The organism is Chamaesiphon minutus PCC 6605 (genome assembly GCF_000317145.1).
Lineage (GTDB): Bacteria > Cyanobacteriota > Cyanobacteriia > Cyanobacteriales > Chamaesiphonaceae > Chamaesiphon > Chamaesiphon minutus.
The window spans coordinates 2,261,829-2,277,594 of record NC_019697.1; the positions used below are offsets into that span (position 1 = coordinate 2,261,829).

Annotated in this window: 12 protein-coding genes; 6 read left to right on the forward strand and 6 right to left on the reverse strand. The window is 47.7% G+C overall.

Going from position 1 to position 15,766, the window contains the following annotated elements; all coding sequences use genetic code 11:
- Positions 1-20 precede the first annotated feature (20 nt).
- Together CHA6605_RS10470 and CHA6605_RS10475 are read left to right on the forward strand one after the other, a co-directional pair.
- Positions 21-2,312: a hypothetical protein gene (locus CHA6605_RS10470; RefSeq protein ID WP_015159433.1), complete on the forward strand. Its 2,292-nt coding sequence runs from the start codon at positions 21-23 to the stop codon at positions 2,310-2,312.
- A 63-nt stretch (positions 2,313-2,375) separates the two neighbouring features.
- Positions 2,376-3,590, forward strand: a complete 1,215-nt coding sequence (locus CHA6605_RS10475) for a hypothetical protein (protein WP_015159434.1) — start codon at positions 2,376-2,378, stop codon at positions 3,588-3,590.
- A 69-nt stretch (positions 3,591-3,659) separates the two neighbouring features.
- On the opposite strand, the gene CHA6605_RS10480 is transcribed toward CHA6605_RS10475, so the two are convergent.
- On the reverse strand, positions 3,660-4,658 hold the full coding sequence (locus CHA6605_RS10480) for a Rieske 2Fe-2S domain-containing protein (RefSeq protein ID WP_015159435.1): 999 nt from the start codon (positions 4,656-4,658) through the stop codon (positions 3,660-3,662).
- A gap of 39 nt (positions 4,659-4,697) precedes the next feature.
- Here CHA6605_RS10480 and CHA6605_RS10485 point away from each other — a divergent pair, with 39 nt between their 5' ends.
- Together CHA6605_RS10485 and CHA6605_RS10490 are read left to right on the forward strand one after the other, a co-directional pair.
- Positions 4,698-5,636: a TetR/AcrR family transcriptional regulator gene (locus CHA6605_RS10485; RefSeq protein ID WP_086936209.1), complete on the forward strand. Its 939-nt coding sequence runs from the start codon at positions 4,698-4,700 to the stop codon at positions 5,634-5,636.
- A gap of 177 nt (positions 5,637-5,813) precedes the next feature.
- Positions 5,814-6,956 (forward strand): IS4 family transposase, encoded by a 1,143-nt coding sequence (locus CHA6605_RS10490; RefSeq protein ID WP_015157518.1) that lies wholly within the window; start codon positions 5,814-5,816, stop codon positions 6,954-6,956.
- Positions 6,957-7,006: 50 nt separating this feature from the next.
- Here the strand turns inward: CHA6605_RS10490 and CHA6605_RS10495 are convergent, their stop codons facing one another.
- From CHA6605_RS10495 to kdpA, 5 genes are all read right to left on the reverse strand, one after another.
- On the reverse strand, positions 7,007-8,104 hold the full coding sequence (locus tag CHA6605_RS10495) for a histidine kinase (RefSeq protein WP_015159437.1): 1,098 nt from the start codon (positions 8,102-8,104) through the stop codon (positions 7,007-7,009).
- Positions 8,105-8,154: 50 nt separating this feature from the next.
- Positions 8,155-8,790: a K(+)-transporting ATPase subunit C gene (gene kdpC, locus CHA6605_RS10500; protein ID WP_015159438.1), complete on the reverse strand. Its 636-nt coding sequence runs from the start codon at positions 8,788-8,790 to the stop codon at positions 8,155-8,157.
- A gap of 304 nt (positions 8,791-9,094) precedes the next feature.
- Positions 9,095-9,334, reverse strand: coding sequence for a potassium-transporting ATPase subunit F (locus CHA6605_RS10505; RefSeq protein ID WP_015159439.1), 240 nt, complete (start codon positions 9,332-9,334; stop codon positions 9,095-9,097).
- A gap of 150 nt (positions 9,335-9,484) precedes the next feature.
- The gene (kdpB, locus tag CHA6605_RS10510) at positions 9,485-11,593 is read right to left on the reverse strand and encodes a potassium-transporting ATPase subunit KdpB (RefSeq protein WP_015159440.1); all 2,109 of its coding nucleotides are present in this window, start codon (positions 11,591-11,593) and stop codon (positions 9,485-9,487) included.
- Positions 11,594-11,655: 62 nt separating this feature from the next.
- The gene (gene kdpA, locus CHA6605_RS10515) at positions 11,656-13,365 is read right to left on the reverse strand and encodes a potassium-transporting ATPase subunit KdpA (protein WP_015159441.1); all 1,710 of its coding nucleotides are present in this window, start codon (positions 13,363-13,365) and stop codon (positions 11,656-11,658) included.
- Between the two features lie 445 nt (positions 13,366-13,810).
- On the opposite strand from kdpA, the gene CHA6605_RS10520 reads away from it, so the two are divergent.
- Together CHA6605_RS10520 and CHA6605_RS10525 are read left to right on the forward strand one after the other, a co-directional pair.
- Positions 13,811-14,953, forward strand: a complete 1,143-nt coding sequence (locus CHA6605_RS10520; protein ID WP_015159442.1) for a sensor histidine kinase — start codon at positions 13,811-13,813, stop codon at positions 14,951-14,953.
- A 1-nt stretch (position 14,954) separates the two neighbouring features.
- Positions 14,955-15,620 carry a response regulator gene (locus tag CHA6605_RS10525; protein WP_015159443.1) on the forward strand — a complete coding sequence of 222 codons (666 nt, stop codon included), beginning with the start codon at positions 14,955-14,957 and terminating at the stop codon, positions 15,618-15,620.
- Positions 15,621-15,766: the final 146 nt, after the last annotated feature.

The following is a 15,766-nucleotide window of genomic DNA, read 5'->3' on the forward strand; positions in this document are numbered from 1 at the left end:
TACAGGAGAATACAACTATTATGTACCGCTGGATTCAGGGTACGGTAGTTTTGTGCTGCTCGATCGCGCTATGCGCGCTACCCACCCGCGCACAATTACTGCCTATCTCCAAAATTAATTTAACTTTAACAACCCCAATTCTATCGCCAGTTATTACCCTTAAATCAGGGGAAATATTGCGCGTCAAAGTCGAGCGATTGCCACCTCAAACAGAAATTGCTGTATTTTTGGGCGATCTCGATATCACTTCTCAAATGCAACGAGAAGGACAAGAATTAGTATATAAATCGACTTTTTTACCCCTACCTGTTGGGGAGCAAACACTTACAGTTTATCGCACTACCACACCCGATCGGTGGGAACCTGTCGCGACTTTCCCTGTTAAAATCACACCAAATTCCAGCCAAATCGCCACCCAAACCGAAGAATCTGGTAAATCCCCAACTTCAACAACAACCCCAGCACCCAGCCCCGATCCCTCATCTCAACCTGACTCGATCCCTGCAAATCCCAGCGATTCTCAATCCCCAACTGCTACTACACCCCCGCCAGCCGGAGCGGCACCTGCAACAACTTCAGCCACTGCTACCGATCCCACTAGCCCCATCGGTTTCAGCACCAAACTCAACGTCAACATCAAATCTCAACTCGCCGAATCTCGCAGCCCCGATGCGGGTGTTTCACCTCGCCCCACATTCTTAGATGCCGACTTCACAGGCGAACTATCCGCCCTATATCCCATCGGGACGGGCAAATTGCAAGGCAAAGTCAACCTCGTCGGTACCACCTTCCAACCGGAAGCTCTCCGCTTTAACGAACTCCAAGAACGCTCACCCCTTGTCGATCTCAGTGCCTACTCGATCGATTTTACCGATGGCGAAAATAAGGTGGCAATCGGTAATGTGTGCTTTGGCAACAATCCCTTACTCGTCAGCAATGTCTGTACCAGAGGCGTGACAGCCAATCTCAAACTCAATAATTTCGCCGATCTCAGTATCGGACATCTCAGCACCACCGCGATCGTCGGTTTCGATAATATATTGGGGATTGGCGAGAGTAACAACAATCTCACGGGAGCCACCCTCGGAATGCAAGTGGCGAATAATAACTCTGGTGGCGTGCGGCTGGAAACTACCGTGATGAATGGTTCGCGCTTACCCGTTGCCAATTTTAACGTCGGTGAAGTCGTCGATGCCGAAACCAGCGATGGGATCGGCTTCCGAGTCACCGCTGCTAACGATGACGGACGCTGGAAAGCCGATGCTGGTTTTGCTCGCAGTACCTTCACTGCGGGTGGAAATAACGATCCGCAACTCACTGAGGGTACCAACGCTATCGCCCTCCAACCCGTGACTAAAAATGCCTGGTATGCCGAAACTAGCTACGATATTCTCAAGGATGTCAAACTAGACGATAAGCGCAATATAGCTCTTTCCGCCAATATCAAACTGGAGCAGACAGATCCTCAATTTGGCACACTCGGTGCAACTGTCAATGCCGACAGGTTGCAAGCTCAGTATGGCATCAATGCCACGATCGCGGGTGCGAATATTCAATTTCAGCATACTAATTCTGAAGATAATATCGCCAATCTTCCAAATCTTTTGAAGACTAGAAATAACAGCGATACTATTAGCTTGAATATACCATTGCAGTCAGTTTTACAGAATAATAGTCCCCTATTACCCACTATTTCCTACAGTTATCAAAAAACAGCTCAAAACGGTTCGATCTTGGCTGCCCTCAATGGTGGTTTTGACGAACCATCCGAAATTCCTAATCAACTTACTAATACTCAAGAAATCGGACTAGAATGGAAATTTTCTGAAGCATTATCATTCGATTATAAATTTAGCACCACTTTTCAAGACAATCGCCAACCGGGACGCGAAAATGCCGATTTTAATAATACCAGTCATCAATTTTCAGTCGGTTGGCAACCTAGCCAACAATTAAGATTCAATCTTGGCTACAACTTCACTAATGCCCAAAATATCGAACGCCAAATTACGCGATTTACCCAAAGTCCGACCTTTGGAGTGAGTTGGGAATTCGTCCCTGATGTCACATTAGCCCTTAATTACAATTTTAATAATGATTCTGATTCGATCGGCGAATCTTTGACTCGATCGAATGCGCTAGATTTACTCCTAACTTGGAATTTCAAAACAAATACTTTCGGTCGCGAAAATCCTGGCAGTGTTTTCCTCCGCTACAGTGGTCAATCGAATCTTAACAGTAGTTCGATCGGCAATATTAACACCAATTCAACAATTAATACCATCAGCACAGGCATGAGCCTAAGTTTTTAAACCCCTTTTCCCTTTTCCCTTTCCCCTTTCCCCATTCCCCCTTACTTCCCTATTCCTTAAACCATGAAAACTCATCAAATTCTCACCAACTCACTCGCAATTTTAGCTTTAAGTGTAACTTTATTAGGAGCGCAACCTGCCCAAGCTATCGATGTTAGTCCTAGAGGCGTAAATGTCAAAAGTTTCGGTACGACTACGGTATTTCTCACCTACTTTGGATTGAATAACCAAACTCCTGTCGAAGCATTGTGGTGTGGCGAAATTAATGCCGATGGATCGTGCGTTTCTGGTACTGTATTTGGGAGATTGCCGCGTCGGTACAATATCGGTCGAACCAGCGGTCAAAACAACTATACCGATATCATGACCATTCCCGCTTCTGTGGCGCGTAAAGCCTATCAAGATGCAGCGCGGGGCAATAATTCCGATTTCTTCTACGTGCGCCGCTGGAGGAGTAATAACGGCGGCCCTGATGAATATGTAGCCGTCACCTGTCGGTTGTCTAGTGGTGGGGCGCGTGTGCCATTTAGTATTACTAGTGTCAAACTAGTTACTGGGGGCAAACCCGCACCTGCGGTTTTTACTGGGTCAACTTTACCTCAGTTCGGTGCCCAAATTAGCTACAACGGCACGGGCAGATTAAAAGGCAGATGGGAAGTAGTATTACCTGGAGATCCGCCCCCAACTGGGCGAGATTTATTAACCGAAGCCAGTTTACCGCTCGAAGAACGGGGTTTGCAAAGACGTTATACCCAGTTAGAAAGGTTCGATGTCTTCTTGCAACCGACTGGGCAAGTCTTATTACCAGGACCCGATCCGACGAAATTTCCTAAAGGTTCGACTGGTGCTTATCAGATTTTATTACGCATCGAAGCGACAGATGATAAAGAAGGCGATTCTAGTATCGGTACTGGAATCGTAAATAGTGGTGGTGTCGCTGGTTTCCCGATGCCTGTATTTCGTTATTTTATGACTGCTAGTGCCGATAAACTTATCCCGATCCAACCCTTAACCGATCGTAAAATTGCTGTTGGGCAAACTCTTCGATTTAGTTGGCAGGGAATTAGTAATGCACGAGGCTATAAGTTAGAAATTAAGGATAAAGAGCGCGTAATTTTATCAGCTTTATTATCAGCAGAACGCACTACTTATACCGCTCCACCTTGGCTCAAACAGAAGACAAATAAGTCGTTGACTTGGCAAGTCCAAGCTCTCGATCGCGATGGTTCAATTTTAACCCAATCCACCCCTCAACAGTTTCAGATTTTAGGAAAATGAAATTGAGAGTCATCGTGCCATCCGTACTATGGTTCTGGCTCGATATCGGGAATCTTTGCCCAGATTGCTTCATACTTTGACCGATCGTCTGTTCGCGGGAAGATGCTCTGGAAAGCTGTCAAAATTGCGATGAACCCAATCCATACCCACCTCATTATTCAACTTAATCTTCTGCGGAGCATTCGGATAAATGTTACTCAAAATTGCGGCATCTTGATCGACAACAACTTTTACCACCGCTAAAAACTGTTGCTTCATCAGGTAAAATGCTGGGTGTTTGGGTTGAGCAAATAGTAAAACATAGGTGCGGGTTCTACCTTCAGATTCTGGGACGAAGAAATGACATTGAGCGACAGTTCCGGCTGGCATCTCACTGTGAAAAACGATCGCATGGGGGAAATGATTTTCCAGATGTGCTGACATTAATTTCGGCATCATAAATAGCGGCGGATTTTTGAGTTTTTCCCACAGATTACTCGATGCGATCGGCATCTGATAATAGGCATGAGAATGATGCCCATCATCAATAAATTTCTCAAACTGCACTTCAGTGATTTTAAACAACTCGCGATGGGTGCCATTTTGATGATTATAATCGTGCATATTTAATAACATCGATCGCAAGTCAGTCTTAACGCTACAATCCCCCGTATGTCCAACAAATTCGTAATTAGCTGCTATTTCATTAAGAATATTAGGAATCGGGATTTTAGGTTCATATCCACCATACGACCAAATAAAGTCACCCTGGATAATTAATTCTAGCTGGGCTAATTGTGGTAGAGTTTGTTTGCCGGAACCAGGCAAAATCGTACAACCTTTACCATCAAATTCTAGTGCGTGAAATGGACAAACTATTCGACTCGTTCCATCTGGTTTCGCTTCGCACCAACCTTCGGATAGCATCGCCCCCATGTGGGGACACATATTTTCAAGGGCATTAAAATTTCCCTGTAGATCCTTCCAAAGCACATAATCATTGCCGTAAAGAGATACTTTGAAGGGTTTGTTGACTGCTAGCATAGATTTGTGAGCTAAGAGCCAGGGTGCGCCTTGGAGCATATTCATGGGTGAGTGAATAGTTTGGTAAATCGATATCGCAATTTTATGAATAAATCCTCGCAAATGTCAAGTCCTAATTCTTTGCGTCGTCAACCCAAACAACAACGCGGACAACAACGGGTTGTAAAAATCCTGACAGCAGCAGCCGAAGTCTTTGCCGAAGTGGGTTATGCCACCGCGACAACGCAGCAAATAGCCGATCGAGCCAATACAGCCGTTGGCTCAATTTATCAATTCTTCCCTGACAAATTGGCGATCTTCCATGCCTTAGAAGCGGAGCATATGGCGCAAGTTGAAATCGTCAATACCAGACTAATCGCCAAAGATATCCGTCGTCCCCTCGTCCAAACGATCGGAGAAATGGTCGATGCTCACGCAGAGTATTTCGAGCATCCGATCCACAAAATTGTCTATTTACAGTACTTTCTTGCTCCAATACCAGGATTATTTATTCTATTTGACGATAAGTTCGATCGAACGATCGTCAATCAATTCGCCGATCTTTGTCAACAGCGCAACCCCAATCTCAGTCGCGAAAAAAGCGAGTTAATCGCGGAAGTATTCCATCGTACCTATAATGGCTTATTTCTCACTGCCCTCAAAAGCGATCTCGAACATCGACATAAACTATATTCAGAGCTAAAAAATTTACTTTGTGCCTATCTCAATCCGTATATCGGCGACGATCTGCTCGTACCGCACAGCGAAGTAATGATATGCGTGAAATGCGGTAGCGATCGAATAGCAAAAAATGGACATCGAAATGACAAGCAGCGGTATCTATGTAAAAATTGTGGCAAGCAGTTTGCCCAAGAATATAGTACTCGTGGCTATCCTCCGCAAATTAAGCAGCATTGCTTGGCATTACATCAGCAAGGCATGAGTTTTCGCGAGATCGAACGCCAAACTGGAGTTTCTCATAACACGGTAATTAATTGGGTACGACAATTGAGTACCAATCTCGGTAAAATTAAGCAAGCTTAAAGCTGTAAATCAAAATCTGCTCTGGTCGGCAAATCTAAAGCTAAATTTGAGGCATTTGTGTCAGGCAGTCAGCTGACGGGGCGACAGGTCGCCTGAAAACTCGGCAGAGAGACAACTCTAGACAAATAGTATCAAAAAAGATAGGGTAAGAGAGCTTCTTACCCAAAAAACAATTAAATGTTACCAGAATTGTATCATGCCCATTTGTCAGAAAAATTCACACGCGGTAACTACTTATTGACAATTTTATTGATTCAAGTAGTGCAATCTATTAAAGAAGTCACGCTAGAAAGCATCGCAACAAAACTAGCGATGCCAATTAAATTTGAAAGCAGAAGAAAAAAAGTCCAGAGATTTTTATCAAATGATGAATGGGATTTAGATAATGTTTGGTTATCACTAGTGATTGCTTGGATTAAAGGCAATGTCAAACAGAATAATATTATATATTTAGCAATAGATCGAACCAAATGGCAATCAAACAATATTTTGATGGTCAGTATGATTTGGCGAAAGAGAGCAATTCCTATTTATTGGCAAATGCTTGATAAACAAGGGAACAGTACATTGGAAAACCAACAATTAGTATTAACCCCAGTATTCGCTGCCCTATCAGATTATAGCTTGTTGGTACTGGGAGATCGTGAATTTTGTAGTGTTACTCTTGCGAACTGGCTTAGAGAGCAGAAAATAGATTTCTGTTTACGACTGAAAAAGAATGTTTGTATCAAGACTGAAGAGGAATTGTGGACTGAACTGAAAAGGCTAGGATTAGAGCCAGGAAATAGCTTTTTTAATCAAGAAGTAACAATTAGAAAAACTGCACCAGTTGAAGGATTTAACCTAGCAGGTAAATGGCTAGGTAAATATCGAAATATTACCACAAAAGAGCCTTGGTATATTCTGACCAGCTTGGCAGATCTACAAGCAGCAGTTGATACCTATGCTAAAAGATTTGGAATTGAGGAGATGTTTCGAGACTTTAAGGGCGGAGGATATAACTTAGAAAAGACTAATTTAACGGGCGAACGATTGAGCAAATTATTGATTTTGCTATCACTAGCATACTTGAAGAGTATCATCCAAGGGATAGATATCAAATCAAAGCAAGTTCAAGAATATCTCGGCAGAAAAACAGAACATCACCGAAAATATGCTAGACATAGCACTTTCTATATTGGACTCTGGGGTGAATCATGGGTCGATTCAACATCTAGTAATTGGCAGGTTGTTGTTGAATTAATGTCTTTGTCCCCACATAAACTACCTAATTATCAACAAGGCTTGAGAGCTATGAGACTTATCCTATCAGCGTTATAGGCGACAAGTCGCCCCGACAGGGCAGTCAGTAACTCAAGTAACCTAACTATTTATTGTGTAGTTGATTTACTCGTAGAGATGATATGTATATCGACGTTTTTGAGCAGTCGGAGAATCTGTTGAGTTAACGAACCTTTCCAGAAGATTTGCCAGCGCGATTTTTGACTTTCACCCATGACGATCTGGGTAATCCGATATTGTTGGGCGGTTTGGACGATCGCCTCCAGTACTTTGTATGCACGTACTTGCAGAAATTCTCCGCCAAATTCTTGACAGAGCCGTTCGCAGGTGGCGATATGCAAGCTCTCAGCTTTAGTCAAAAATCGATCGGGTTCGTTGACAAATAAGACATAAAAACGAGCGTGCATGTAGTTAGCAACTCGCGCGCCGCGTCTGAGTAATTGGATCGTATTGGAGTATGTAGAAATACATACCAATACGCGTTCGTGAATGTTGCAAGAGGCGGTGACGAGTGCATCACCGTTTGCCTGTTCGGTGCCTTCCTCGATATTATCGGCGACTTCTCGCAATGCCAACTCGCGGAGTGCGGCCAAATTACGTCGCTGAAAGAAATTATTCAACGAGCGATCGATCTTGTCGGGAGCGTAGATCTTGCCATCGCGGAGGCGTTCTTGGAGGGTTTCAGGCGTGACATCGACGACGACGACTTCATCGGCAGCTTCGAGGACGCGATCGGGTATACGTTCGCGGACGACGATGCCTGTAAGCTGTGCGACGGTATCGTTGAGGCTTTCAATGTGTTGGATATTCACGGTGGAATATACGTCGATGCCCGCCTGGAGAATCTGTTCGACATCCTGATAGCGTTTTTCGCGATCGGAACCAGGGATATTGGTATGTGCTAGCTCGTCTATTAATACCAGTTGCGGTTGGCGGCGAAGGATGGCGGGGACATCCATCTCGGAGAGGGTAACATCTTGCCAGGTAATTTGCTGGCGGGGGACTTGCTCTAGTCCGATGGCTTTGGCGATCGTTTCGGCACGATTGTGGGTTTCGAGCAAGCCGATGACGACATCGATGCCTTCGGCGCGCAGGCGATGTCCTTCTTCGAGCATTCGGTAGGTTTTGCCGACACCGGGACTCATGCCGATGAAGATTTTATGTTTACCGCGACGGTAGGTTTGCATGAATTAGGGGATAGGGGATAGGGGATAGGGGATAGGGGATAGGTGGGGAATTAACGTAGCGCATCTAGAGCTAAGTTTAATTTGAGGACGTTGACACCAGGTTCGCCGAAGATGCCGAGGAAGCGATCGTCGGTATTTTGCCCGATTAATAGTTCGACTCGATTGGTTGGAAGATTGCGGGCGGCGGAGATGCGCTGAACTTGCGCTCTGGCGGCTGCTGGGGTGATGTGGGGGTCGAGGCTGGAGCCGGAGGTGTAGAGGAGGTCTGCTGTGGGTTTGATGCCTGCTTGTTGGAGTCTGGGTAGGTCGCCAGGGAGGGCTTTTTTGAGGTCGGGGTCGGTTTTGCCGTTGATGCGATCGAGTAATGCGGGGTTGGTGGGGGCGAGGTTGGTGGCTCCGGATACTCCGGTTTTGAGGATACCTGCTTCGTCTTTTTTGGGATCGGCGGTGCTGTAGCTGGTGCTGCTGGGGCGGCTGTTGAAGTAGCGATCTGTGGTGAAGGGTTGACCGATGAGGGCAGAGCCGAGGATTTGACCTTGGGGGTTTTTAATGGGACTGCCGTTGGCTTGGTAGGGGAGGGCGATTTGGGAGATGGTAAGGATGGTGAGGGGGTAGATGATGGCGACAAGGAGCCAGAGGGTGAGGGTGGCGCGGATGGCTTTGGCGATTTCGCGGATGGGATTCATGGGTTTAATGGTGGGTGGAGTGGTGCTTGGTTTTGGGTTGTTGGTGGGGTGGGATTTGGATTAGTGCTTAGTTTTTAGTTACTGGTGTTGTAGAACCCGGACTTGGGGGGTCTCCCCCCAAACCCCCTCCAAAGGGTCGTTCGCGTAGCGTCTCCGTTAGGAGAATCTGTGGAAAGCGTAGTGCATTCACTCCCCTTTAGGTTTTAGTTGTAGGTTATGAGCTGAAAATTTTCTTGGATTTGTTTTTCATACTCATACTCCCCTCCGAGGAGGGGCTGGGGGTGGGTTCCGGATCTCACCTAACCTAAAATCGTTCGGGTTGAAACATGACGACGAATAGATAACCAGACAGAGCCACGGTGCCGAGTCCGAGAATGCCGAGGGCGTAGATTTGGGGGCGGGTGAAAGTGTCACCTGTGGCGGCGAAGGCGGCTGAGGCGAGGATGACGTTGAGGCAGAGGGCGAGGAAGATGTATGTGGGGTATTTGCGGCGGCTCCAGGTTTGCCAGAGTAGGGCGAGATCGTCAGTGGGGAAGCATTTCATGATGGTTAGATCGATTTAAAAATAATGGCGACAGATGGTTTGTCAGACTCCTTTGACAGCAAGGTTTTCCTAATCTTGTCTTGTTTGTTTGGCTCAATTGGGAGGTTCCCTCCAGAGCACAAGCCGCGTAATCCAAAATCCAAAATCATATTAAGAGATAGGGATGAGCACATCGATGATTTTGATAGCAATGAAGGGGGCGATGACGCCGCCTAAGCCGTAGATCAGGATGTTGCGCTGGAGGAGTTGGTCGGCGGTGAGGGGACGGAATTTGACACCGTTGAGGGCGAGGGGGATGAGGGCGGGGATAATGAGGGCGTTGTAGATCAGGGCGGCAAGGATGGCGGATTGGGGATTTTTTAGTCCCATGATGTTTAATGCGCCGATGCCTGCGGCGGCGAAGATGGTGGGGATGATGGCGAAGTATTTGGCAATGTCATTGGCGATCGAGAAAGTTGTCAACGCCCCACGGGTAATCAGGAGTTGTTTGCCGATCGCGACGAGATCGATTAACTTTGTAGGATCGGAGTCGAGATCGACCATGTTGGCAGCTTCTTTGGCGGCTTGGGTGCCGGAGTTCATGGCTACGCCGACGTTGGCTTGGGCGAGGGCGGGAGCGTCATTGGTGCCGTCTCCAGTCATGGCGACGAGTTTGCCTGCGGACTGTTCGCGTTTAATTACGTCGATTTTGTCTTCGGGGGTGGCTTCGGCGATGAAGTCATCGACGCCTGCTTCTTGAGCGATGACGGAGGCGGTGATCCGGTTGTCGCCTGTGAGCATGATGGTACGCACGCCCATGCGCCGAAGTTGGTCGAAGCGTTCTTTGAGTCCGGGTTTGACGATATCTTTGAGGTAGATGACACCATATAAATCGCCGTTTTTACAAATGCCGAGGGGGGTGCCGCCGAGTCGGGAGACGCGCTCGTAGGCGGCATCAAATTCATCGGGAATGTTGCCGCCACGCGATCGGACGAAGCCACGAATGGCATCGATCGCGCCTTTGCGAATTTCGATATCGTTGGGGAGATCGGTACCGCTCATACGGGTGCGGGCGGAGAAGTCGATGCCTTCGGCGCGATCGCGAATCTGTTCGATCGAGCCACCACCCAGAAAGTCGAGCTTGGCACCCAATTTTTCGGCGAGTTGGACGATCGATTTACCTTCGGGCGTTTCATCGAAGAGGCTACCTGCTAGAGCGACGGCAGCAACTTCTTGGAGTGAGTGACCGTTGACGGGGATAAATTCATCGGCTAGGCGGTTGCCCAGGGTGATGGTGCCCGTTTTGTCGAGAATTAAGGTATTTACATCGCCACAGGCTTCGACGGCGCGGCCAGAGGTGGCGATGACGTTAAATTGGGACACGCGATTCATCCCAGCAATCCCGATCGCGCTGAGTAGTCCGCCAATGGTGGTGGGAATGAGGGCTACTAATAGAGCGACGAGAATGGCGATCGAAATTGGGGTGTTGACGTAGTTAGCCAGTGGTGAGAGGGTGGCGACGACGATTAAAAATACCTGCGTGAGGACAGCGAGGAAGACTGTCAGGGCAATTTCGTTGGGGGTTTTGGTACGTTTGGCACCTTCAACGAGGGCGATCATGCGATCGATAAAGCCCTGTCCCGGATCGGCGGTAATCTGGATGGTTAGTTCATCGGATACTACCCGCGTCCCACCCGTGACGGAACTGGCGATGTCGGTTCCAGGTTGTTTGAGGACTGGTGCGGATTCGCCTGTAATGGCCGACTCATCGACGGAAGCGACACCAGCGACAACTTCGCCATCGGCGGGGATAGTTTCGCCGAGTGCAACTTTGACACGATCGCCTTTGCGGAGTTCGGTGGAGCTAACTTGGCCGATCGATCCATCCGGTAAGACCTTGCGAGCGATCGTATCCGATCTGCTCGATCTGAGGGTATCGGCTTGGGCTTTACCGCGTCCTTCGGCGATTGCTTCGGCAAAGTTGGCGAAAATTACTGTCAAAAATAAAATGATGGTAATCAACCCATTTAAGACCCGCTGGCGGTTCGGCTCGGCGGCTACCGTCCCGAACAGATTGGGGTCGAGGGTGACGAGGAAGGTGACGATCGTCCCAACCCAGACGAGGAACATCACGGGGTTCCCGACGGCAATGCGGGGGTCGAGTTTGACAAAGGCATCGCGAATAGCACGTTGATAAAGTCCCGATGTGTCGGCTGTAGGAGATCGCCGTTGGCGGCTAGTTTCGGTTGGTTGTGGCGGGCGAGAAGTAGTGGCTTTCATATATTTATCGCGATCGTGGATCTAAATTCCCAGTTTTCAAAACTTTCAACTCTCAACTACTTTCAAGCTCCCTTAGCCAGTTGGAAGGCTTCTGCGATCGGCCCCAAAGCCAGGACGGGGAAGAAGGTTAAGGCACCCATGATGAGGATGACGCCTGCGGTGACGCTGGTAAATAGAACGGTATCGGTGCGGAGCGTACCTGTGGTAAAGGGAACTGGTTGTTTGCGGGACATGCCATCGGCGAGGATCAGTAGAGCCACGATCGGGATATAACGTCCGCCGAGCAAACTCAAAGATGTACTCAGGTTCCACCAAAGGGCTGTGGGCGCGGGTTGGCTATCGGCTAATCCTTCAAAGCCAGAACCATTATTGGCAGTGGCGGAGGCATATTCGTACAGGACTTGGGCAAGTCCGTGAAAGCCTGGATTGCTGATACCTGCGAGTTGTTCGGGCAATGCTAGGGCGATCGCGCCTGGAAGCAATACGAAAATGGGATGTACGAGTAAGAGTAAGAAGCTGGTTAAGACCACCTCGTTTTTCTCGATCTTGCGTCCCAAGAATTCGGGGGTGCGTCCGACCATCAATCCGGTCACAAATACTGCCAGAATCAGATAAGAAAATAGATAAGCAGTGCCCGTACCTTGTCCGCCCCAGATGATTTGGAGAAACAGGTTAGACAACAGCACAAATCCACCCGCAGGCATGAAGGAGTCGTGCATGGAATTGACTGCACCAGTCATCGTCCCGGTGGTGGTGACGGCAAATAAAGCCGATTGCGCCCAGCCGAAGCGGACTTCTTTGCCTTCTAAATTGGGCTGTGTACTGCCGAGGATGGAGTTGACGAGGGGATTGCCTTGGTACTCGCCGATCGCGGTGACGATGATAAATGCAACGTAAATAATAAACACCATCCCGAAAACTAACCAGGCTTGCTTGCGATTGTTGGCAATGACACCGTAGGCATAAATCATCGCCGTGGGAATCGAAATCATCGTCAAGATCTGAATTAGATTGGAAAATCCATTGGGATTCTCAAATGGGTGTGCTGAGTTAATTGCAAAAAAACCACCGCCGTTTTCACCTAATTGTTTGATGATTTCAAAGTGGGCGACGGGGCCGAGGGCGATCGCTTGACGCAGATTCGGGTCTTCTAAGGTGGGCACGACGATCGGCCCAGATAGCGTTTCGGGAACGCCCGCAGCCACTAATAAAATCGCACCCACGACACTAATCGGCAGCAAAATCCGCGTAATTGCCAGCGTCAGATCGACATAAAAATTGCCTAACGATCTCCCTGTTAGGCCGCGAATAAAGGCGATCGCGACCGCAATTCCCGTCGCCGCTGAGGTGAAGAACATAAAACCCAACCCGACTGTCTGCGTCAAGTAACTAATCGTTGTTTCGCCAGAATAATGTTGCTGATTGGTATTGGTAATAAATGAAATAGTCGTATGTAGTGCGGTGTCCCAAGTGGGCGCGCCTAAACCAGTGGGGTTGAGCGGCAGCACTCCCTGCAACATCAAGATCGCAAACAGCAATATCGCCATTGCCAAATTGCTATATAAAATTGCCCTCGCATATTGCCAGCCTGTCATCTGAACTTCCGGCTTGACCCCGCTGAGGCCAAAAATCAGCCGTTCGACCGGATGCAATACTCGATCGAGTAGCGTTCTTTGACCCAAATAAACGCGGGCGATATACCCACCAAATATCGGCGTAATTGCCACGATTAGAACTAACGTTAATCCAATTTGAAGCCATCCCTGTAGCATGGTTCGATATTCCTGATTTGCATGAGGCGATCGAATTCGATCGATGGATCTGTAGGATACTTTTACTTTGCCATCTGCCGATTCATTTATGCTAATGATGACGCTATTTGAATAGTTTGAAAAGATATATTTTTTGTTTAAGTCAATTCTCTTGCTAGAGCTGCATTCCAGGCTTGCTCTTGCTCTAGTTGTTTAGGTCGCGTTTAGTTTTTGTTTATTACCCTTCTCAACATCCTCTGTTTGTATCTAGATTTGCAAACTGTAATCGATCGAAAAAGTTCGATTTAAAGAGCTATTGATGTTGATATCAACAGAGCATCTATCAAAAGATAGATATCGATCGAGAATAGTTTCAATCGAAGTAAAATTGTCGATATAACGACCGATCTAGACAGACAATTTTTGTCGTTACACTAAATAAATTAAGAGTTGTTAATAATGCCTTATGCCACTGCGGACTCATTCACCAAGTACCTCTTCAGGATCGCCAACTCACCCATCGCAAACGTTGTCTTTACTCAGTCTGAAAAGATACTCGCTGTTGTGGGTGACAATCGGTTTATTCGGCATCGTATTTACTTTAGAGATGCTCACTCCCGCCGAGTATGTGATGGGATACCTCTACATCAGTCCGATTTTGTTTGTCAAACCGCGACTCAACCGTAGTAGTACCCTACTGATTACGACGATCGCGGTATTTTTAACTTTGCTAAATATCTGGATTCCAGGTAGAGAAACAATTCAACCTGCAATGGTGGCAAATCGACTGATTACTGTCGTCGCGCTAATCGTCACGGGACTTTTGAGCGATCGCAATCTTCAGATTCAGCAAGCTTTGGCACAACAGCAAGCCAAACTCCAAGTCCAAGAACAACTAGCGAGCCTGCGGGAGGATTTTACCTCGACATTGGCGCACGATCTCAAAACGCCGATTTTGGGTGCCCTAGAGACGCTCAAAGCCTTCGATCGCGAGCAATTTGGTGAGGTGCAACCCAAGCAAAAACATGTCTTGGGCGTGACGATCCGCTCTCATCAAACAACCTTACAATTGGTAGAAACCCTGCTCGATGTCTATCGAAATGATATCGAAGGCTTGCACCTGTGCCAAATCCCGATCGACCTGAGCAAGCTAGCCGAATCCGCCACCACCGCTTTATTCGATCTTGCTACCAGCCGTCGCGTTCACCTATCATTAAATTATGGTGAATCTGAGTTTCGGCAATTTCTCTGGGTCAATGGGGATGCTTTTCAACTAGAGCGCGTATTCGCCAATCTGCTGACGAATGCCATCAATCACTCGCCACGCGGCGCAAAAGTAGAAGTCATTTTAGGCACCCAGGGTGCGCAGCAAGTAGTAAAAGTGATGGATACAGGCGCGGGAATTCAGCCTGATGAAATGCCACATTTATTCGGCAGGTTTTATCAAGGCGAAAGCGATCGCCAAGCCAGCGGCTCTGGTTTGGGGCTATATCTAGCTCGTCAAATTGTCGAGGCGCATGACGGGACGATTTGGGCCGAAAATCGCTCTCCCCAAGGCGCAGTTTTTGGATTTCGCATCCCGGCGATTACCCACGCTCTAAATTCCTAACATGTCACTCGATCGCTTAAAAATTCTGTTAGTTGAAGATGACGAGCTATTTCGCCTGGGTCTACTAGTGCGATTGCAACGGGAGCCAAGTATCGAGATTTTAACCGAAGCAAACGACGGCGAAACCGCGATCGATCTTGCCAAACAGCAGTTATTCGATCTAGTACTTCTAGATATCGGTTTACCTGGATTGGGAGGGATCGAAACCTGTCGCCAACTCAAGCAAAATCACCCCAAACTGTCGATTTTGGCACTAACTTCGCGGAGCGATCGATCTCTAATTGCCCGCTTGGTGGCTGCTGGCGCGCAAGGTTATTGTCTCAAGGGTGTGGGAGCCGAAACACTGATTTTGGCCATGCGCTCGGTCATTGCAGGCGCATCTTGGTGGGACGCTACTGCCACCGCCGAAATCCACAATCTGTTTCAAAATAATCCCACAGAAGATCGAACTAATGCAACGACGATCGAATCTTTAACTAGGCGCGAGCAAGAGATTCTCCACCTCATCGCCGATCGCAAGACCGATCGCGAAATTGCCGAAATTCTTTACATCGCCCCTGGTACCGTGCGCGTTCACGTCCATACGATCTTGCACAAATTAGGCGCAAGCGATCGCAAACAAGCAGTCGCGATCGCTATTCAAAACGGCATAGCGACAGAATGTTAAACTAAGCGACCATCTCACGACAGCCGCTCGTCTTCAATTAGAGTCGATGCGATCGGCAGTTAAAAAAGGCAAGGGTCGTCATGCACATCGAGACTCGTACTCATCTAAACCTGACTTAAAGCCAGGTTGATGCGATCGAGCTTTGT

Excerpts from the sequence above, each read along its gene's own strand:
- CHA6605_RS10490 (WP_015157518.1), top strand. The coding sequence starts at position 5,814 with ATGTTACCAGAATTGTATCATGCCCATTTGTCAGAAAAATTCACACGC.
- CHA6605_RS10475 (WP_015159434.1), top strand. The coding sequence starts at position 2,376 with ATGAAAACTCATCAAATTCTCACCAACTCACTCGCAATTTTAGCTTTA.
- CHA6605_RS10505 (WP_015159439.1), bottom strand. The coding sequence starts at position 9,334 with ATGAAATGCTTCCCCACTGACGATCTCGCCCTACTCTGGCAAACCTGG.
- kdpB (WP_015159440.1), bottom strand. The coding sequence starts at position 11,593 with ATGAAAGCCACTACTTCTCGCCCGCCACAACCAACCGAAACTAGCCGC.
- CHA6605_RS10485 (WP_086936209.1), top strand. The coding sequence starts at position 4,698 with ATGAATAAATCCTCGCAAATGTCAAGTCCTAATTCTTTGCGTCGTCAA.
- CHA6605_RS10495 (WP_015159437.1), bottom strand. The coding sequence starts at position 8,104 with ATGCAAACCTACCGTCGCGGTAAACATAAAATCTTCATCGGCATGAGT.
- CHA6605_RS10525 (WP_015159443.1), top strand. The coding sequence starts at position 14,955 with ATGTCACTCGATCGCTTAAAAATTCTGTTAGTTGAAGATGACGAGCTA.
- kdpC (WP_015159438.1), bottom strand. The coding sequence starts at position 8,790 with ATGAATCCCATCCGCGAAATCGCCAAAGCCATCCGCGCCACCCTCACC.
- kdpA (WP_015159441.1), bottom strand. The coding sequence starts at position 13,365 with ATGCTACAGGGATGGCTTCAAATTGGATTAACGTTAGTTCTAATCGTG.
- CHA6605_RS10480 (WP_015159435.1), bottom strand. The coding sequence starts at position 4,658 with ATGAATATGCTCCAAGGCGCACCCTGGCTCTTAGCTCACAAATCTATG.
- CHA6605_RS10520 (WP_015159442.1), top strand. The coding sequence starts at position 13,811 with ATGCCACTGCGGACTCATTCACCAAGTACCTCTTCAGGATCGCCAACT.
- CHA6605_RS10470 (WP_015159433.1), top strand. The coding sequence starts at position 21 with ATGTACCGCTGGATTCAGGGTACGGTAGTTTTGTGCTGCTCGATCGCG.